Consider the following 20,400-nt stretch of genomic DNA (forward strand, 5'->3'; position numbering starts at 1 on the left):
TGGTTGCGCGCCGGCAGCATAAAGCGGCCGTCAAGATAATACATATAAATTAAAAAAAGCAGGACACAAATATGTAGTGCCCTGCTTTTGCAGATCTTATAGAGACAAGGTTGTGATAATCAGAGACTACGTACCACTTCAGTAAAAATGGCCGCCAGTTTGGGCGCAGCGCTGTTTGCCGCCTGCAATACCTCTTCATGCGTAATGACGTTGAGTTCGTCGCGGATACCCAGGTCGGTAATGATGCTGGCAGCCAGTACTTTCATACCGCCGTGTATGGCTACGATCACTTCGGGTACGGTGCTCATACCTACCGCATCGCCGCCGATTATGTGCAGCCAGTTGTATTCGGCACGGGTTTCGAAGGTGGGGCCCTGCAGACCGATATATACGCCTTCCTGTACCGGTATTTTCAGATCGCGGGCTATGGTATGGGCTCTTTGCAGGAGCTCCAGGCTATACGGTTCGCTCATATCCGGGAAGCGGGTGCCCAGGCGCTCATCGTTGGGGCCGCGTAGCGGATGCTCCGGGAACTGGTTGATATGATCTTTGATCAGCATGATATCGCCGACCTTAAAGCCCGGCGTCATACCGCCCGCGGCATTGGAAACAAGCAGGGTGCTTACGCCCAGCGCTTTCATTACCCTTACCGGGAAGGTTACCACGCTCATATCGTATCCTTCGTAATAATGGAAGCGACCGGCCATCATCATCACATATTTACCGCCCAGGGTACCGAATATCAGGGTGCCGGCATGGCCTTCCACAGTGCTTTGCGGGAAATTAGGGATCTCGGAATACGGAATTTCCACTTCTTTTTCGATCAGTCCGGCCAGGTAACCCAGCCCGCTGCCTAATATAATGCCGGCGACCGGCTGTCCTTTTATCTTTGATTGAATATAGGATGCTGTCTCCTGGATGCGTTCAAATAACATTGATACTATAGCTTGTTTGAAAAGTGGTGCAAAAGTAGAAATAAAATGATTGATCAGAGCAAGGTATCGTCGTGCGGTTTTTGGGAAGGCAGGATTACGGTATCGGTATGGGTGGGCAGGTCGAGCGGGTAGCGCTGTTCCATCGTTTCCATAGTCGCTTTTCTCTGCAGGTGCTGCTCCACCAGGATCTTCATATTCTTGCCGGCAAGATGCAGCACCCCGTTTTTTTGCCTGATCTGCGCCAGCATACGGGCAATGACCACGAACAGCAGGGCCGCCAGGATCAGCAGGCCTTTTACTGCCCAGTTCAGCATTTCCAGGTCATACAACCGGTATTTCCCGCTCATCGAGGTATCATGCAACATCTGGTTCAACTGGTAAAGCGGGTAGAGTTTGCTTTGAAAAAGAATGACGGCAATACAGCCCAGGAACAACAACCAGGCGATAATTTCCATAAATATCAAAAAGCCGGCATGGAACAGGCGTTTGGCTGCCGGTTTGCGCAACGATGCGGCCAGGGGATCGATCAGTGCGATCTGTTCCCGGATAACTTGTTTCTGTTCCTGGAAATCCCGGATCAGGTCTTCTTTTATGGATATGGGCTTCATGGCGCCGGTGTCAGTGGGTTAGCTTTACAAATGACAGGGCGAAAATATTTATCCTGCAGGGAATAAGCAAATGAACACAGGATTAGTTTTACACATTCGTACAACCTGCTATATGCTTTGTCCTGAACGGCCGTAACCGCCGCTTGGTGCGGTCTGCGCCTTGTTAATTACCGGTAAAAAAGCGGTGAGTGTCAGCTCACTAAAAAAAATATCTAAAATGAACGTTCATTCATTTTTTTGCTTAATATTGCTATATGGACAAACGGGAGGCTATTCTCAAGAGTGTGCTTAAGCTGGTGAACCGCGAAGGGTTCTACCATCTTAATATGAAAAAAATCGCCCAGGAAGCCGGTGTGGCTGCGGGCACGATCTACCTGTACTTTAAAGGCAAAGAAGACCTGATCAATGCATTGTATGCCATGATCGTTGCAGAATTCAACCAACAGGTGCTGGAAGGCTACGATGACAGTAAAACGGTAAAAGAGAATTTTTTTGAAATGATGAGCAAGGCCATCGACTTCTACCTCGACCAGCCCGACAATTTCAGCTTCGTGGAACAGTACACCTATGCCCCCTTTTTATTTAAGGAAAACCAGGATGAAAACTTCCTGCTGCTGCTGCCCATCTACAAAATGATGCGCGAAGGAAAAACAGCCGGTATTATCCGGAACATTCCGGATGCAATTTTGTTATCCCTCATCCACGGACCGATGAATACGATCGTAAAACTGCATCTCGCACACAAGACGGATTTGAATAAGAAGGGCGCCCGGCAGAAATTTTACGAGGCCGCCTGGGATGCCATATGTGCCTGACCGCAGGCCGGGAACAGTACGGGAAGCAATAAGCAATAAGACCGCGTTAATTAAATCTTCAACATAAATCAAATTAGTACCTGGATCGAGCAAACGGCCGGCTATCCTGATACCGGCAGTTGAATCGCAAATCTTATATCAGAATTATGAACCGACTAATCAAAAAAGTTGCCGTATTGGGTTCGGGGGTTATGGGAAGCCGTATCGCCTGCCATTTCGCCAATATCGGGCTCGAAGTATTGCTGCTGGACATCGTTCCCAAGGATGCACCTGCAGACGATCCCAAAGCAAGAAACAAGATCGTGAACGATGCGCTGGCATTTGCGCTTAAATCCAACCCCTCGCCGATCTACAGTAAAAAATTTGCCAGCCGCATACGCACCGGCAACTTCGACGACGACCTGCACCTGATCAAAGATTGCGACTGGGTGATCGAAGTGGTGATAGAACGTCTCGATATCAAAAAGCAGGTGTTCGCCAATGTAGAGCAACACCGCAAACCGGGTTCGCTGATTACCTCCAACACTTCCGGCATTCCCATCCACCTGATGGCCGAAGGCCGCAGCGAAGATTTCCGCAAACACTTCTGCGGTACCCACTTTTTCAATCCCCCGCGTTACTTAAAACTGCTTGAAATTATCCCTACGACCGATACTGCAGAGGAAGTGATCAGCTTCCTGATGCATTACGGCGAAAAATACCTGGGTAAAACCACTGTACAGGCCAAGGATACACCGGCCTTTATCGGCAACCGTATCGGGGTGTTCAGTATGATGAGCCTGCTGCAGTATGTGGAGCAAACAGGTATGACTGTTGAAGAAGTGGATAAGCTGACCGGTCCCGTAGTAGGCCGGCCTAAATCGGCTACCTTCCGTACGGCGGATGTAGTGGGTATCGATACCCTGGCGCTGGTGGCCAACAGCCTGGTCGAAAACGTACCCGGTGATGAAGCCAAAGCATCGCTGAAGGTACCGGACTTTGTGAATAAGATGATCGAAAATAAATGGCTGGGTAGTAAAACAGAACAAGGCTTCTTTAAAAAGGTAAAAGGCGAAGGCGGCAAAAGCGAGATCCATGCCCTCGACCTGAAGACCCTCGAATATAAACCATCGCAGAAGGTGAAGTTTGCAGCGCTCGAAGCCACCAAACCGGTAGATGACCTGCGGCAGCGCCTTAAAATGCTGATCGCGGCGAAAGATAAAGCCGGCGATTTTTACCGTGCCACACTCTTCCCGCTGTTTGCCTACTCGAGCAACCGCATACCCGAAATATCCGACGAACTGTACAAGATCGACGATGCGATCAAAGCGGGCTATGGCTGGGAGCTCGGGCCATTCGATACCTGGGACGCCCTGGGTGTGGAAGCCACGCTTAAAGCTATGGAAGCCGCAGGCAATAAGCCGGCACAGTGGGTATACGACATGCTGGCTGCAGCCCATACCTCTTTTTATAAAATAGAAAACGGCAAACGCCTGTACTACGATATTCCTTCCAAATCCTATAAAGTGATACCCGGTACCGAAGAGTTTATCCTGCTGGATAATATCCGCGAAAGCCAGACGGTATGGAAAAACAGCGGTACCACCATTACCGATATCGGCGATGGTATCCTGAACCTGGAGTTCCATACCAAAATGAACAGTATCGGCGGTGAAGTACTGGAAGGGATCAATAAAGCCATCGACCTTGCAGAAAAGGATTACAAAGGACTTGTGATCTCCAACGAAGGCGCCAACTTCAGTGCCGGCGCCAATGTAGGCATGATCTTTATGATGGCTGTGGAGCAGGAGTACGACGAGCTCGACTTTGCCATACGCCAGTTCCAGAACACCATGATGCGCGTCCGTTATTCCTCCATACCGGTGGTGGTAGCGCCGCATGCCATGGCCCTGGGCGGTGGTTGCGAAATGTGCCTGCATGCCGATAAGGTAGTGGCGCATGCCGAAAGTTATATCGGCCTGGTAGAGTTTGGCGTAGGCCTTATTCCCGGCGGCGGCGGTACCAAAGAGTTTGCCGTACGGCTTTCCGATTCGCTGATCGAGGGCGATGTGGCGCTGAATGCCTATCGCGACCGTTTCCTGACCATAGGCCAGGCCAAAGTCTCTACCTCTGCCGAAGAAGCCTTTGAACTGGGCTACCTGCGCCGCGGACTGGATAAAGTAGTGATCTCGCAAAACCGCCTGCTGGCCGAAGCCAAAGCCGAATGTCTCGAGTTGGCCAATGCCGGATATACGCAGCCTGCGCACCGCAAGGATATTAAAGTGCTGGGCAAAACCGCACTGGGCCTGGCTTACCTGGGCGCCAACTCCATGCTGACCGGTAACTACATCAGCGAGCATGATGTAAAGATCTCGCAGAAGCTGGGTTATGTACTGGCCGGCGGCGATTTGTCGCAGCCCACCGAGGTAAACGAGCAATACCTGCTCGACCTGGAACGGCAGGCCTTCCTGAGCCTCACCACCGAACGCAAGACCCTGGAACGTATCCAGTCTATCCTGACGGGCGGCAAGGTGTTGAGAAACTAGTGGTGTGGATGTTAGATGTCAGATGTAAGACGTTAGATTGGGCTACCTGATACCTGATATCAACAGGAGCAGCCAGATCGTAAGAAGACAAACGAATAGACCGCGGATCATCTTCTTAATTATTACAGATGCATAAGCTTAGAGATCTTAAAATATGGCATAAGGCCGTTGACTTAAGCGAGTTCGTATATAACACAACGGCTTGCTTTCCGAAGGAAGAACAGTATAATTTAACCAATCAAATGAGACGCTCTGTGGTATCAATTGCTTCCAATATAGCAGAAGGCGCTGGCCGTAATACCGATAAGGAGCTGAATCATTTCCTGGGAATGGCAACAGGGTCTGCATACGAGTTATATACTCAGGTTGTTCTTGCGCAAAGGCTGGCCTTTATAAATATTTCGGTCTACAGTCTTTTGTCAGATCAGGTCGAAGAGCTTTTAAAGATGATTTATTCATTCAAGCAAACCGTCAAAAACAGAATTAAATAAAATGTACCTGGTAAGATTATAGTGTGGATTAGAAATAGAACGCATGTTATTGCGAGTGTAATACTCAAAAACGGGTGTCTAACATTTGATATCTAGTACCTGATATCTAATATCTGATATCTAATATCTAACACCTGATATCTAACATCTAACAATCTAACATCTAACAATCTTATTCCTGGTCCCTAAACAAAAAAATATGAACGCATACATAGTAACCGGTTTCAGAAGTGCAGTAGGCAAGGCCACCCGCGGCGGTTTCCGTTTTACCCGTCCTGATGTGCTGGCTGCCGACGTATTAAAACACCTGATGGCTGCCGTGCCCAATGTACGGGCAGAACAGGTAGACGACCTGATCGTGGGTAATGCCATGCCGGAAGCAGAGCAGGGCCTCAACTTCGCCCGGTTTATCTCTTTAATGAGTTTCGATACCGATAAGGTTTCGGCCATGACGGTAAACCGTTACTGTGCTTCCGGGCTCGAAACCATAGCCATCGCTGCAGCCAAGATCCACAGCGGCCTGGCCGACTGTATCATTGCCGGTGGTTCCGAAAGTATGAGCCTGATCCCGATGGGGGGATGGCGTGTAGTGCCCGATGCCGACACGGCATTGGCGCATCCCGACTACTACTGGAATATGGGACTTACCGCCGAACAGGTAGCCAAAGAATACAACGTGAGCCGCGAAGACCAGGATCGCTTTTCTTATGAATCGCACCAGAAAGCCATCAAAGCGATTGCCGACGGTAAATTTAAAGACGAGATCGTACCGCTGACCATCGAAGAGACCTATATCGGGGCTAACTGCGGCAAAAAGAAAACCCGCTCCTTTACCGTCGATACCGACGAAGGTCCGCGTGCCGATACCTCGCTTGAGGCCCTGGCCAAACTGAAACCCGTGTTTGCCGCGGGCGGCAGCGTTACGGCCGGCAACTCCTCGCAAACCAGCGATGGCGCTGCCTTTGTGATGGTGGTGAGCGAAAAGTTCCTGAAAGAAAACAACCTGACCCCGGTAGCCCGTATGGTGAGTTATGCTTCGGCCGGTGTGCCGCCGCGCATTATGGGTATCGGACCTATAGAGGCCGTGCCCAAAGCATTAAAGCTGGCCGGTCTGAAAAAAGAAGATATCAACCTGTTTGAACTGAACGAGGCTTTTGCATCCCAGTCGCTGGCCGTGATCCGCGAGCTGGGTTTGAATCCCGACCTGATCAATGTAAACGGCGGTGCAATTGCCTTAGGTCACCCGTTGGGTTGTACCGGCGCCAAACTCACCGTTCAGATCCTGAACGAGCTCAAACGCCGGCAACAGAAATATGGCGTCGTAACCATGTGTGTCGGCACCGGCCAGGGCGCTGCGGGTGTGTTTGAGATGCTGTAGAAGGAGACGTTAGCTATTAGATGTCAGATGTAAGATAACTTATTGACGGGCATCATACAGGAGCTAATAGCCAATAGCTGACTCCCGGTATCCGGCACCTAACATCTAACGTCTAAAACCTAAGGTCTAACATCTAAAATCTAACACCTAACATCTAAAATCTAACTTCTAATATCTAACGAAATGAGTACCGAAACAATAAAAACAACAGCCCTTAAAGGCGGTGAATTTTTGATCAGGGATGTGGCTGCCAACGATATCTTCATTCCGGAGGACTGGAACGAGGAGCAGATCATGATCGCAGAGATGTGCCGCGATTTCCTGAAACAAAATGTGGACAATAACCTCGTACGCATCGACGACCAGGAAGAAGGCCTGATGCCCTCGCTGCTGGATAAGGCGGGCGAGCTGGGCCTCTTAGGGATGAGCGTGCCGGAAGAGTACAATGGTGTGGGTAAAGACTTCGTAACCTCGATGCTCACCACCGAAGTGCTGGGCGCAGGACATTCCTTTGCCGTGGCGCTTTCGGCCCATACCGGTATCGGTACCCTGCCTATCCTGTACTACGGTAACGAGGAACAGAAAAAGAAATACGTAAGCAAGCTGGCTACCGGCGAGTGGAAAGGCTGTTACTGTCTTACCGAACCCGGCGCAGGTTCTGATGCCAACTCGGGTAAGACCCGGGCGACGCTCTCTGCCGATGGCAAGCACTATATCCTTAACGGGCAGAAGATGTGGATCACCAATGCCGGTTTTGCCGATGTGTTTACCGTATTTGCCAAAATAGACGACGACAAAAACCTGAGCGCCTTTATCGTGGAGAAAGATTTTGAGGGCATATCGCTCAATGCCGAAGAACATAAAATGGGTATCAAAGGCAGCTCCACGCGCCAGGTATTTTTCAACGATTGTAAAGTGCCGGTAGAAAACCTGTTGTCCACGCGGGAAAACGGTTTTAAGATCGCCGTTAATATCCTCAACCTCGGCCGTATCAAGCTGGGTGGCGCGGCAATAGGCGCTTCCAAAGAAGTGATCAACAAATCGGTGAACTACGCCAACGAACGGGAACAGTTCGGTCGCCCCATCTCCAAATATGGTGCGATCCGTTACAAGCTGGCCGAACAGGCCATCCGTACCTATGCTTCCGAAGCGGCAACCTACAGGGCCAGTCAGAATATCGAAGATGCTACGCGAGCGCTGATCGAGGACGGTATGGATGCTGCACAGGCCAAACTGAAAGGCACCGAACAATTTGCCATCGAAGCGGCGATTATTAAAGTACATGCTTCCGAAGTGCTGGACTATGTTACCGACGAAGGCGTACAGATATACGGCGGCATGGGCTATAGCGCCGAGGCGCCTATGGACCGCTCTTACCGTGATGCCCGTATCAACCGTATCTTCGAAGGTACCAACGAGATCAACCGGATGCTGTCGGTAGATATGATGCTGAAACGCGCCATGAAAGGCGAGCTCGATCTTATGGGCCCTGCACAGAAAGTAGCGGGCGAGCTAATGAGCATTCCTGATTTCGGTGGCGAAGAGGAAGGTCTTTTTGCCAAAGAGCATAAATATATTTCAGGGTTCAAGAAAGCCATCCTGATGACCGCCGGTGGCGCGGTGCAGAAGCTGATGCAACAATTGGGCAAGGAGCAGGAAGTGATCATGTACCTGGCCGATATGCTGATCGAACTCTATGTAAGCGAATCGGTGCTGCTGCGTGTAGAAAAACTGGCGGGCCGTATTGGTGAAGCCGAAGCCAAAGACAAGATCGATATGGCGCGGGTTTATATCTTCGATGCTGCACAACGCATCCATACCGCAGGCCGCAATGCGCTCAATGCATTTGCCGATGGCGATGAGAAAAGGATGATGATGATGGGGCTGAAGCGCTTTACCAAGACTGATGATTTCAATACCACCGAGGCGCGCCGCAATATCGCCGCCAGGTTGATCGAAGCCAATAAATACTGTTTCTAATCATACCAGACAAAAAGCAGGAGTGTTCCGGCGCTCCTCTTTTTTGTCTCAATTTTTGACGACTTGATTTTTGTCAATGCACACAACATGATTAAAAGGGCCGGGCATTCTATTATTCACTTTAAAAAATCGGGAAATGAAAAAAATCTGCTTATTTACCGCTTCGGCCATTGCCGTGTCCTCCATGGCATTTGCAGGAAGTTTTCAACTTAATTTGCAGGGCATACGCCAGACTGCCATGGGCGGTTCGGGTGTAGCGATGCCCTGGGACGCTTCCGCTATTTTCTTCAATCCCGGCGGTCTTGCAAGACTCGACGGTATCCAGGCTTATGCCAGCGTTAACCTCGTCAACCCGGGCGTAAGGTATGTACAGGCGCCTACTGGCGGTTATACCTACGAGACCAATTCGCATACCTCTACACCTTTTGCAGTGTATGTAGGCGGCAGGGTAAGCAAGGACAGCAAACTGGCGGTGGGCCTGGGCATTTATACCCCCTTCGGCAGCAGCGCCCATTGGGACGATAACTGGGTAGGCCGTTATATCACGCAGACCATTTCCCTGCAGAGTATCTTTTTTCAACCTACGGTCAGCTACCGCATCAACGACTTCGTGTCGGTGGGCGCGGGGTTTGTATATGCGATCGGTTCGGTAGATATTACCAAAGCCATACCCCTCATGGATATGCAGGGCAACGAGGGTCAGGCCAAACTGAAAGGCAATGCCAACGGCATCGGCTTTAACCTGGGCGTACAGCTGAAAGCAACCGACAAACTCAACTTCGGTATTTCCTACCGTTCTAAAGTGAAAATGGATGTGAACAGCGGCGACGCTACGTTCACCGTGCCGAAATCGGCAGCAGGCAATTTCCCCGCAGGCCTGGCCACCGATTTTAAATCAAAACTGCCGTTGCCCGAGATCCTGACTGTAGGCGCCAGCTACAAAGCTACACGCGACCTGACCATCCAGGCCGATGTGGTATTTGCCGGTTGGAAAACCTATGATTCCCTCAGCTTCGATTTTGCAGAAAATACCGCTGCATTAAAAGATACACATGATCCGCGCTCTTATAAAAATACCGTGGCCTTCAGGCTGGGCGGGCATTACCAGATCGGCCAGTTTGCCGTAATGGCCGGCGGCGCTTACGATCCGACCCCCACCCGCGACAACCTGCTCTCGCCTGATGCGGTAGATGCAAACCGTATTACCCTGTCCTGCGGCGCTTCGTACCAGCCCATTCCGAAGCTGAGCATTATGGCTGTGCTGAACTATACCACTACTGCGAAACGCGACGTGACTTATGATCCCGCTAACTTTAAAGGCGCTTACCAGATCAAGAGCCTGTTACCCGGTCTTGGCATCTCCTATAACTTTTAATCTCCCTAACACTTGATACAATGAAAAGGACTTTTTTACTTCTGGCAGCTGCCGCTATGTCTTTCGCAGCTTGTAAATCGAATATCAAACCTGAAACACCAAGTAAAGGAGATGCGAACTTTTCCGTTTATGTGGCCATCGGCAACTCGCTTACCGCAGGCTTCGCCGACGGAACCTTATACCGCAGCGGACAGGTCAACTCTTATCCTAATATGCTGGCCCAGCAATTCCAGCTGGTAGGCGGCGGCGAGTTCAAACAACCCCTGTTGCCCGGTGAATCCGGATGGCCCATAGCATTGGCGGCCGGCTTTTATCCCAAGCGGGTATTAGGCTATAGCACCGATTGCCTGGGTACCACCTCACTGGGCCCCGTGCTCTATTCCGGCTCCTGGGCCGATACCGCCGGCAGCGGTACCAATATTGCCGCAGGCGGTCCGTATAATAACCTGGGTATTCCCGGTATCAAATGTATCCATTACGGGGTAACCGGTTATGGTATGCTTAACCCGTATGCCGCCCGCTTCTACAGCAATCCGTCAGGTCAGAGTCCTATGGACGTGGCGCTTGCCCAGCCGGCTACTTTCTACAGTGTATGGCTGGGTAGCAACGATGTGCTGGCTTATGCCACATCGGGGGGCGAAGGCGTAGTAGGCGGTACCGGCGCTAACGACATCTCTCCTGTGGCTGCGTTTAAAGCTATATACGATGGCCTTATCGACAAGCTTATGGCCAAAGGCGCAGGCGGCGTGCTCATCAATGTTCCAGATGTTACCTCCGTGCCTTACTTCACAACCATTAACCCCAAAGGCCTCAACCTTTCTGCAGCACAGGCCCAGGGCCTTAATGCCGCTTACGCGCAATTGGGCCTGCCGATCACTTTTACCGAAGGCGCCAACTACTTCGTTATTGCCGATCCCGCTGCTCCCGGCGGTGTGCGCAAAATGCTTTCCGGCGAATATGTGCTGCTGACTACCCCCGGCGATTCGCTTAAATGCGGCGGTTGGGGCAGTATGAAGCCGATTCCTACCCGCTATGTGCTCACGCTTAAGGAGATTACTAATATTAAAGAAGCTACAGATGCCTTCAACCGGATTATAGCCGACAATGCCGCCAAATATAACCTGGCGCTGATGGATGCCAATACTTATCTGAAAACGCTGAGCACCGGTATTACCTGGGATGGGGTAACCTACAGTCCTGCGTTTGTAACCGGCGGCGCTTTCTCGCTCGATGGGGTGCACCTTACACCGCGCGGTTATGCGCTGGTGGCCAACGAGGTGCTGCGCGTCATCAATGCGCGGTACCATGCCACGATCCCTGCTGTTGAGATCAACAAATACAGCGGCATCAAATTTCCTTAATACCTTATACCGGGTGCTGCCGTCTTTATTAAACGGCAGCACCCGGTACTGTAAACTGAGCTGATATGGAACACGTTTTTCTGGAAACAAAAGTATTATGGTCGCAGATCGACGCCAATATGCACCTGCGGCATAGCGCCTATGCCGACTTTGCAGCCCAGGCACGGCTGGATATGCTGCAACATGTGGGCATGAGTCCAGAAGTGCTGCACCAGGAGCATATCGGGCCGATCCTGTTCCGGGAGGAGACTTTTTACCTGCGCGAAGTGAGGCCCAACGATACGGTAAGGGTTACCTGCCTGCTGAGCAAATGCCGGGAAGACGGCTCGCGCTGGTCGTTTGTACAGGAAATCGTACGCAGCGATGATGTAGTCGCAGCGCGTATCCTGGTCGACGGCGCCTGGATCGATATGCAGCGCCGCAAATTGGTAGCGCCACCTGCCGATATCGCCCGGCAGTTCCTGGAGCGCGTACCCCGCACCGCCGATTTTATACTGGAACCCAATGCTCCCTCAAAGCCGCAGGAAAATGAACAGATTACAGGAACAATTTAAAAAGGCCCAACATTCCGCATTCCGTCTCTGGTTGTTGAATATGGTCCTGTTGCGCACGGTGCCGTTCAACAAACCGCATGCGCTTAAGGTAAGCCGTATCCGGGAGGGGGAGATTACCATCACCGCCCGAAATATACGGCCCAATCAAAACCATATAAAAGGTATTCATGCCTGCCTGCTGGCTACGCTTTGCGAATATGTATCGGGCCTCAGCCTGTTGTTGCAGCTCGATCCCAAACAATACCGGATCATCCTGAAGCAAATCGGGATGACCTATCACTACCAGGCCAAACAGGATGTCTCTGTTTCTTTTAAATTAGATACGGCAGATTTCGAACGGGAGATCATCGCACCGCTTCAAACGGCAGAGGCGATCTTTAAAGAGTTCCCGATCGAGGTGTACGACAACGATGGCAACCATATCTGTACCGGGCTGATTAACTGGCAGATCAAAGCCTGGAAAAACGTCAAACTGAAAGCCTAGAGCGGCTTCCGGCATTCATTTAAAATCCTTAAAAATAACCTGACTATGTTAAAGAAAATTGCAGCATTCAGCGTATTTACAGTAGCATTACTTTTTGCTACGGTGCATTTTGCCTTTGCCCAGAAAGATAAGATAGAAGGGTTTTGGCTCAACCAGGAGAAAGAGGCCAAGGTCGAAGTCTATAAAGCCAAGAACGGCAAGTTCTACGGTAAGATCGTGTGGCTGAAAGAGCCCGACCGTAACGGTAAACCCAAACTGGATATCAATAACCAGAAGGAGAATCTCCGTACCCAGCCGATCATGGGCCTGCTGATCCTTAAAGGCTTTAATAAAGCCGGGGAGAATACCTATGAAGACGGCACCATTTATGATCCGAAAAACGGGAAAACCTATAGCTGTAAAATGACCTGGGAAGATGCCAATAACCTTTCTATACGGGGTTATGTGGGGATCTCGATGCTGGGCCGCACTACCAAATGGACCCGCAGCCAATAGCGCGGGTGCCGGACTTTTAATCTTTACGTTAATACCTTACGATAATGTCTCTTACTGAACAATTTGAAGCGGCCGTGGCCGGGAGCAAAACCCTGCCTGCCAAACCCGACAACGATACCCTGTTGAAATTATACAGCCTGTTTAAACAGGCACAGGAAGGCGATGCCCCGGAGAAGGGCGACTATGGCATGTTTGACTTTGTGGCCAAGGCCAAGCATGATGCCTGGGCACAACTTAAGGGGCTGGGAAAAGAAGCGGCGATGCAGCAGTATGTAGACCTCGTTGCCCGGCTCAAAGGCTGATTGATATATGTCAGGAAATAATGCCCTGCGACTTACTGCCTTCATTTTATCCTGTTTTCTTTATGTGAATACCTAACTTCGGTATACACCAATTCCCAGTAATTCATGTCTATACTCCTATCCGGTACTGCAAGTTACATTCCCGAAAGAACCATCGACGAGACGATATTTCTACAACAGGATTTTTATAATGAAGATGGCTCGAGGATAGAAACACCGGGAGAGGAGATCATTAAAAAGTTCCGGTCTATTACCGGTATCCGCGAGCGCCGTTATGTACAGGACAACCAGAAGGTCTCCGATATTGGTACAGCGGCCGCGGCCGGGGCTATCGAAGATGCGGGTATAGATCCAGAGGCCCTGGATGGTATTATCTGTGCGCATAATTACGGCGATGTGGAAGCCCGTACCAAACAGTCGGATATGGTGCCTTCGATCGCAGCAAGGATCAAACATAATCTCCGGATAAAGAACCCTGCCTGTGTGGCCTTCGACGTGCTTTTCGGTTGCCCGGGCTGGGTGCAGGGCGTCATTATTGCAAGCCAGTTCCTGCAGAACGGTGCGGCCAGACGTTTCCTTGTCGTCGGCGCTGAAACGCTTTCGCGGGTTGTCGATCCTTACGACCGGGATTCCATGATCTATGCCGATGGTGCAGCGGCTGCCATAATCGAAAAAGTGCCGGATGCGGGTAATCGTGGTATCCTGAGTTATGCCAGCGAAACGCATGCTTTTGAAGAAGTTTATTATCTCCACTTTGGCCCGTCCTACAAACCGGGTTTCGATCCCGATACGTTTTACATCAAAATGCATGGCCGTAAGATCTATGAGTTTGCGCTGAATAAAGTGCCACAGGCCATGAAGGCCTGCCTGGATCAATCCGGCATCGCTATTGACGAAGTCAAAAAAGTATTCCTGCACCAGGCCAATGAAAAAATGGATGAAGCCATCATCCACCGTTTTTATAAACTCTACGGCAAACGTGCCCCGGAAGATATCATGCCCATGAGCATTCATTTCCTGGGTAACAGTTCGGTAGCTACGGTACCTACTTTATTCGACCTGGTGCGCAAGGGCAGCCTGGGCGAACACCAGTTGCAGGAGGACGATGTGGTACTGCTTGCTTCTATCGGGGCCGGTATGAATATTAATGCCATTACTTACAGGGTGTAGCCCCGGCTTGCCTTTCAAACACACAAACTATGTCCGTATTTCAGAATAAAACCTTTTTTATTACAGGCGCCAGCAGGGGCATTGGTAAAGCTATAGCGCTGAAACTCGCTGCAGCCGGTGCTAATATTGCCATAGCGGCTAAATCGGTGGAGGAAAACCCGAAGTTGGGCGGTACTATTTTTTCGGCAGCCGAAGAGATAGAAGCTGCCGGTGGCCAGGCTTTGGCCATACAATGCGATATCCGGGACGAAGCCATGATTATAGATGCCGTGGCAAAAACCAGTGCCCGTTTCGGCGGTATCGACGGGGTTATCAATAATGCCTCGGCGATCTCGCTGACCAATACCGAAGACACGGAGAGCAAGCGTTTCGACCTGATGCACGATATTAATGTACGCGGTACCTTCCTGGTAACAAAACATTGTGTGCCGCACCTGTTAAAGTCGAAGAACCCGCATATCCTTACTTTATCGCCGCCGGTAGATCTGAGTCCGAAATGGCTGGGTGCCCATGTGGCCTATACCCTGAGCAAATACAATATGACCCTGCTCGCGATGGGCTGGGCCGAAGAGTTTAAACAGGACGGTATTGCCGCCAATTCGCTGTGGCCCGTAACGACTATCGCCACCGCAGCTGTCAATAACCTGCTGGGCGGCGAATACCTGATGCAGCGCAGCCGCACGACCGACATTATCGCCGACGCTGTTTTTTACATCATGCAACAAAAGGCAACTGCCTTTACGGGCCGCCAGCTGCTCGATGAGGAAGTGCTGAAGGAATCGGGTATCACCGACTTTTCGGGATATGCCGTAAACCCCGCAAACGGGCTGCAGAAGGACTTGTTCCTGTAATGCAGTTGCAAATTGATTTGGTAAATCGTTTTTGAAATGGCTACATTTACAGCCTCAAATATTTAACCATGTCGGTACATAGTGAAGTAAAAAGGGTAACTACACATACCCTTCAAAAAATGAAAGACCGCGGAGAAAAAATCTCCATGCTTACCGCTTACGATTATTCTTTTGCCAAGATATTTGACGAAGCCGGTATCGATATCCTGCTGATCGGCGATTCTGCTTCCAATGTAGTGGCCGGGCACGAAACAACCCTGCCTATTACCCTGGAGCAGATGATCTTCCTGGCATCGAGTGTGGTGCGCGGCGCCGAGCGTTGCTTCGTGATCTGCGATCTGCCCTTTGGTACTTACCAGGGCAACAGCAAAGAAGCGCTGAACTCTTCTATCCGTATCATGAAAGAATCGGGCGCACATGCCGTGAAACTGGAAGGAGGTATGGAAGTATGTGAATCGATACAGCGTATCGTATCGGCCGGGATTCCCGTAATGGCGCACCTGGGCCTTACCCCGCAATCTATTTACCAGTTTGGTACCTATTCGGTAAGGGCTAAGGAAGAAGAAGAAGCCGAACAGCTGATCCGTAATGCACATGCCGTACAACAGGCAGGCGCTTTTGCCCTGGTACTCGAAAAAATACCTGCTTCATTGGGTAAACGCGTTGCTGAAGAACTGCGCATCCCGGTAATCGGTATCGGCGCCGGTATGCACGTGGACGGACAGGTATTGGTGATGCACGATATGCTGGGTATTACCAAAGACTTCTCGCCAAGGTTCCTGCGTCGCTACCTGAATCTCTATAGCGACATCAAGGATGCTACTGCAAAGTATATCCAGGATGTACGGAGTAAAGATTTCCCGAACGAGAAGGAGCAGTACTAGATGTCGGTATTGAGATATTAGTATTGAGATATTAGTATTGAGATGTTGGTATTGAGATGTTAGATATTAGGTTTTAGATTTTAGATATTAGATTTTGGATATCAGGGATTGGGTTGTAGATATTGAATCTGGCGCCTGATCCCTGGTATTTGATTTTAGGAAGCAGGTGTAAAAAAAACAGGATATTTTCATGAGTAACGAAGCTATTGCCAGGAGCTGGTTTGCGGCTTTTAACAGCCATCAGCTGGAAGTTTTGCTGGCGCTTTACGACGACAATGCACGGCATTTCAGTCCGAAGCTGAAGATCAGGCAACCGGAAACAAAGGGCTGGGTAAGCGGCAAAGCCGCTTTACGTGCCTGGTGGCAGGATGCCTTCGATCGCCTGCCGGGTCTGCATTACGAGGTATTGAGCCTCACGGCCGATGAACATCGCGTGTTTATGGAGTATACCCGGCAGGTGCCCGGTGAAGAAGATATGCAGGTTGCCGAAGTGCTGGAAATCGAAGCGGGTAAAATAGTGGCGTCCAGGGTATATCACGGGTAAGGAGGTTACTGCTTGTTACTTACTACTCCCTTTCCATCCTTTAATAAAGCCAGCTAACTGATGAGCTCCTTCGCTGCGCTCAGGATGACAACACTTCCTCTGATACTTGCTACTTGCTACCTGATACTTGGTACTTACTACCCCGGGTGTCATCCTGAGCGCAGCGAAGGATCTTACTGGAGGGAGCAGCCGTGCAAGTAAGCGATAGGTATAACCCGCGGAACATTCGTCCTTATACAAAACCTGCTTACTGATGAACTGCTACGCTCAGGATGACAGGCTCCCTTTGATAACGCCCTTTAATACGGCCAGCTAACTGCTGAGCTCCTTCGCTGCGCTCAGGATGACAACACGCCCTCTTGATAACTGATACTTGCTACTCAAAAAGGAGATCCTTCGCTGCGCTCAGGATGACAACACTCCCTCTGATACTTGCTACTTGCTACTCAATAGCTACTCTTCATAAAACTCGATAGGTAGGCCGTCGGGGTCGGCAATGAAAGTGAAGCGCCTATCGGTAAATTCGTCGGTGCGTACCGGTTCGGCGGCAATGCCAGCAAGGTGCAGCTCTTCGATTACCGCATCGAGATCGGGAGTAGCGAAGGCCAGGTGGCGCAGACCACAGGCTTCCGGGCGCGATACACGCGCCGGCGGATCGGGGAAAGAAAAAAGTTCCAGCACGTACCTGCCGTCCAATGCCAGGTCCAGCTTATAGGACTGCCGCTCTTCGCGGTATACCTCCCGGATAATGCGGAGACCGAGTACATGTGTATAAAAGTGCCGTGATCGCGTGTAGTCCGAGCAGATTACCGCGATATGGTGTACATGACTTAATGGGAGCATGGAGCTTATAGTTCGTCGTTATAGCCCAATTCTTTTACCGTAAACTTCGTGTTCACATCGGCAAAATCCAGGTCGAGCCCAAACCTGGCTGCCAGCCCGATCAGGTCCTGTTCCGTAATTTTTTCGTTGATATTCAGTCCCTCTTCTTCGGGTAATGGTGCGCCTTCATTTTCTACAACTACACCCTCAAAAAGCTGGAAGTGCCGTAGCTTTTCTTCTTCGTACCGGGCAAACTCATAGGTACCCGATGTGCTATGTACCAGGAACGTCAATACTGTCGCCTTTAATTTCACCGAAAGGTCCTCGATCATATCCTCCTCCATAATGTCCACCATCTCGGGGTCGCAGATCACGGTCCATTTACCATTGCTCCATATGCCCCTGATAGCGATGTCGTCGTTGGCGAGTTTCAGGAAGTTGTCGAATAGATAACTGGCGGCATCCGGCCAGTTGCCGAATTGCTTGTCCTTGCCTAAATCGAAGTATTTAAATGCCTTGAACAGTCCGTCTGTTTGGTCCAGGTGGTTGCCTGCTATGGCTATAATGCTTTTAGAATATCCCATAAACTGTAATTGGATGGATACAAATATAAGTGATGAGGCAATAGGCGCTGCATTATTTTATCCGCGGAAATATCCTTAATTAGCTTAGCTTTACTTTAACTTATTGTAAACTTCTATGAAATTTTATCTGTTCCCGGTATGCCTTGTTCTTCTGGCCGGGATAAAAGCCGGTGCACAGCAGGATCATGCCGGCCAGCGTTGTGCGGAAGCCAAACGCCGTGCGCATAGCCAGCTCCAGGCCAGGCCTACTATAGGCGATCCGCTTGAAGAAAATTATGATGTGAAATACATTCAGCTCGACCTGAGCCTGGACAACAACAGTACCGCTCTGAAAGGCAGTGCCACTACGAAGGCGGTAACGACCACGGCTATGAGTGAATATGCCTTCGAGCTGATCAGCGATTATACCATCGACTCCCTGAAAATTAACGGGGTGATCCGGCCGGTAACCCTTTCGGGTTATGTGCGCAAGGCAAGCTTGCCCGCTGCTTTACCTGCAGGTACGCTGTTTACGGCCCAGGTATATTACCGGGGCTCGGTTTCATCGGGTGGAGGATTCTTCGATGGCGGTATCCGTACCGAAACATCGCCCTCCTGGAATGCCAATGTTACTTATACGCTGAGCGAACCCTACGCAGCAAAAGACTGGTGGCCCTGCAAGCAATCGCTACAGGATAAAATAGACTCTGCCGATATCTGGATTACAGTGCCATCGGCGCTGAAAGCCGGTAGTAACGGGGTGTTGAAGGCGGTAACACCTGTATCCGGCGGTAAGTCCCGCTACGAATGGAAGAGCCGTAATCCTATCGATTATTACCTGGTCTCTCTGGCAGTGGCGCCTTATACCGACTACTCTTACTATACCCATTTTACCGGTAGTACGGATTCGGTGCTGGTGCAGAACTACGTATACAACAACCCGCTCACGCTGCCGCAGTTTAAAGCGGTGATCGATTCTACCGGCCCGATGATCAATTTCTTTTCTTCCCTGTATGGCCGTTATCCCTTCTGGAAAGAGAAATACGGGCATTGCATGGCGCCGCTCGGCGGGGGTATGGAGCACCAGACCATGACCACACTGGGCTTTTTCGAGCCCTCGCTGGTGGCGCATGAACTGGGCCATCAATGGTTTGGCGATCATGTAACCTGCGGTTCCTGGGGGGATATATGGTTGAATGAAGGTTTTGCCGCTTACAGTGAATACCTGTACCAGCGATACAGCGAAGGCCTGCCTGCAGCCGCTTCAACCATGGCCTCGCTGCATAACCGCGTAATGGCAGAAACCGACGGTTCGGTATACTGTACCGATACGACCGACGAAAACCGGATATTCGATAGCAGGCTTACTTACGATAAAGGTTCAGCCGTAGTACATATGCTGCGTTTTATTGCCGGCGACGATACGCGTTTTTTCGACCTGCTGCGTAACTACCAGGTGCAGTTTGCCAACAGTACGGCCAATACCGAACAATTCAAAACCTTTGCTGCAACGGCTTATGGTCGTAATCTCGATACCTTTTTCAACCAGTGGATCTACGGCGAAGGTTACCCGGTTTATTCCGCGGCCTGGAACCAGGTAGGCGACCAGGTAATTGTACGGTTGAGCCAGACCACTTCCATGCCATCTTCTATCAACCTTTTTGTAATGCCGCTGGAAATAAGCATGACTACGGCTACGGGTGAGGATACCGTTGTGACCGTATATAACAACATGGCTACACAAACCTTCAGCTTCAATTGGGCACGTACCGCTACAGGCCTGGATATAGACCCTAACAACTGGGTATTGAACAGGGTCGGTAATATTACGAAAGACAATACCTTGTCGGTAACGGCGCCACAATTGTTCAGCGGTACCGTTTATCCTAACCCGGCCAGGCAGCAGTGGACGCTTACCGGTCTTACAGCCGGCTGTACACTCCGGCTTTGTGATATGTCGGGCCGGACGCTTGCCGAGGTGCCTTCCGCCGGGAAACAGACCGTGGATATCGACGCCCGGGGACTGGCTACGGGTATGTACCTGTTACGTATTGCCGATAAAGCGGGGCATACGCAATACCTGAAGTTATTAAAGGCTGAATAAGCCATTCGCTTATAACGAAGAGGAGGCGCCCGTTCCAGGCGCCTCCTCTTGCGTATCAGGTATCAGGTATCAGGTATCAGAGGGAGTGTTGTCATCCTGAGCGCAGCGAAGGAGCTCATCAGCTAGCTGGCCGTATTAAAGGGCGTTATCAAAGGGAGT

The 20,400-nt window shown here is 50.5% G+C and carries 20 protein-coding genes; 16 read left to right on the top strand and 4 right to left on the bottom strand.

Annotated elements, in window-relative coordinates:
* Positions 1–119: 119 nt before the first annotated feature.
* Entirely contained in the window at positions 120–935 is an 816-nt protein-coding gene (locus B0I18_RS10455) for a purine-nucleoside phosphorylase (protein WP_106522656.1), read from the bottom strand.
* Between the two features lie 53 nt (positions 936–988).
* On the bottom strand, positions 989–1,543 hold the full coding sequence (locus B0I18_RS10460; RefSeq protein ID WP_106522657.1) for a hypothetical protein: 555 nt from the start codon (positions 1,541–1,543) through the stop codon (positions 989–991).
* 254 nt (positions 1,544–1,797) lie between these two features.
* On the opposite strand from B0I18_RS10460, the gene B0I18_RS10465 reads away from it, so the two are divergent.
* From B0I18_RS10465 to B0I18_RS10535, 15 genes are all read left to right on the top strand, one after another.
* Entirely contained in the window at positions 1,798–2,358 is a 561-nt protein-coding gene (locus B0I18_RS10465) for a TetR/AcrR family transcriptional regulator (RefSeq protein WP_106522658.1), read from the top strand.
* Positions 2,359–2,504: 146 nt separating this feature from the next.
* A complete protein-coding gene (locus B0I18_RS10470; RefSeq protein WP_181358421.1) occupies positions 2,505–4,883 on the top strand; it encodes a 3-hydroxyacyl-CoA dehydrogenase/enoyl-CoA hydratase family protein in 2,379 nt (792 codons plus the stop codon).
* Positions 4,884–5,011: 128 nt separating this feature from the next.
* The gene (locus B0I18_RS10475; protein ID WP_106522659.1) at positions 5,012–5,374 is read left to right on the top strand and encodes a four helix bundle protein; all 363 of its coding nucleotides are present in this window, start codon (positions 5,012–5,014) and stop codon (positions 5,372–5,374) included.
* A gap of 199 nt (positions 5,375–5,573) precedes the next feature.
* The gene (locus tag B0I18_RS10480) at positions 5,574–6,752 is read left to right on the top strand and encodes an acetyl-CoA C-acyltransferase (protein ID WP_106522660.1); all 1,179 of its coding nucleotides are present in this window, start codon (positions 5,574–5,576) and stop codon (positions 6,750–6,752) included.
* A gap of 183 nt (positions 6,753–6,935) precedes the next feature.
* A complete protein-coding gene (locus B0I18_RS10485; RefSeq protein WP_106522661.1) occupies positions 6,936–8,732 on the top strand; it encodes an acyl-CoA dehydrogenase family protein in 1,797 nt (598 codons plus the stop codon).
* 136 nt (positions 8,733–8,868) lie between these two features.
* A complete protein-coding gene (locus B0I18_RS10490; RefSeq protein ID WP_106522662.1) occupies positions 8,869–10,107 on the top strand; it encodes an OmpP1/FadL family transporter in 1,239 nt (412 codons plus the stop codon).
* Between the two features lie 20 nt (positions 10,108–10,127).
* Entirely contained in the window at positions 10,128–11,468 is a 1,341-nt protein-coding gene (locus tag B0I18_RS10495) for an SGNH/GDSL hydrolase family protein (protein WP_106522663.1), read from the top strand.
* 65 nt (positions 11,469–11,533) lie between these two features.
* Positions 11,534–12,022: an acyl-CoA thioesterase gene (locus B0I18_RS10500; protein ID WP_106522664.1), complete on the top strand. Its 489-nt coding sequence runs from the start codon at positions 11,534–11,536 to the stop codon at positions 12,020–12,022.
* The gene (locus tag B0I18_RS10505; protein WP_181358422.1) at positions 11,997–12,506 is read left to right on the top strand and encodes a DUF4442 domain-containing protein; all 510 of its coding nucleotides are present in this window, start codon (positions 11,997–11,999) and stop codon (positions 12,504–12,506) included. The genes B0I18_RS10500 and B0I18_RS10505 overlap by 26 nt, the downstream gene beginning before the upstream one ends.
* Before the next feature lie 45 nt (positions 12,507–12,551).
* Positions 12,552–13,001, top strand: coding sequence for a DUF2147 domain-containing protein (locus B0I18_RS10510; RefSeq protein ID WP_106522666.1), 450 nt, complete (start codon positions 12,552–12,554; stop codon positions 12,999–13,001).
* Between the two features lie 44 nt (positions 13,002–13,045).
* On the top strand, positions 13,046–13,303 hold the full coding sequence (locus B0I18_RS10515) for an acyl-CoA-binding protein (protein WP_106522667.1): 258 nt from the start codon (positions 13,046–13,048) through the stop codon (positions 13,301–13,303).
* A gap of 105 nt (positions 13,304–13,408) precedes the next feature.
* Positions 13,409–14,473 carry a 3-oxoacyl-ACP synthase III family protein gene (locus B0I18_RS10520; protein ID WP_106522668.1) on the top strand — a complete coding sequence of 355 codons (1,065 nt, stop codon included), beginning with the start codon at positions 13,409–13,411 and terminating at the stop codon, positions 14,471–14,473.
* A gap of 29 nt (positions 14,474–14,502) precedes the next feature.
* Entirely contained in the window at positions 14,503–15,324 is an 822-nt protein-coding gene (locus B0I18_RS10525; RefSeq protein ID WP_106522669.1) for an SDR family oxidoreductase, read from the top strand.
* A 68-nt stretch (positions 15,325–15,392) separates the two neighbouring features.
* Positions 15,393–16,208 carry a 3-methyl-2-oxobutanoate hydroxymethyltransferase gene (gene panB, locus B0I18_RS10530; RefSeq protein WP_106522670.1) on the top strand — a complete coding sequence of 272 codons (816 nt, stop codon included), beginning with the start codon at positions 15,393–15,395 and terminating at the stop codon, positions 16,206–16,208.
* Between the two features lie 190 nt (positions 16,209–16,398).
* Positions 16,399–16,752 (top strand): nuclear transport factor 2 family protein, encoded by a 354-nt coding sequence (locus B0I18_RS10535; protein ID WP_106522671.1) that lies wholly within the window; start codon positions 16,399–16,401, stop codon positions 16,750–16,752.
* 453 nt (positions 16,753–17,205) lie between these two features.
* Here the strand turns inward: B0I18_RS10535 and gloA2 are convergent, their stop codons facing one another.
* Positions 17,206–17,595 carry an SMU1112c/YaeR family gloxylase I-like metalloprotein gene (gloA2, locus tag B0I18_RS10540; RefSeq protein ID WP_106522672.1) on the bottom strand — a complete coding sequence of 130 codons (390 nt, stop codon included), beginning with the start codon at positions 17,593–17,595 and terminating at the stop codon, positions 17,206–17,208.
* Between the two features lie 5 nt (positions 17,596–17,600).
* Positions 17,601–18,158: a hypothetical protein gene (locus B0I18_RS10545; RefSeq protein WP_106522673.1), complete on the bottom strand. Its 558-nt coding sequence runs from the start codon at positions 18,156–18,158 to the stop codon at positions 17,601–17,603.
* A gap of 115 nt (positions 18,159–18,273) precedes the next feature.
* On the opposite strand from B0I18_RS10545, the gene B0I18_RS10550 reads away from it, so the two are divergent.
* A complete protein-coding gene (locus tag B0I18_RS10550; protein WP_106522674.1) occupies positions 18,274–20,241 on the top strand; it encodes a M1 family metallopeptidase in 1,968 nt (655 codons plus the stop codon).
* Positions 20,242–20,400 lie beyond the last annotated feature (159 nt).

This window comes from Taibaiella chishuiensis (assembly GCF_003014535.1).
In the GTDB taxonomy this organism is placed as follows: Bacteria; Bacteroidota; Bacteroidia; order Chitinophagales; family Chitinophagaceae; genus Taibaiella; species Taibaiella chishuiensis.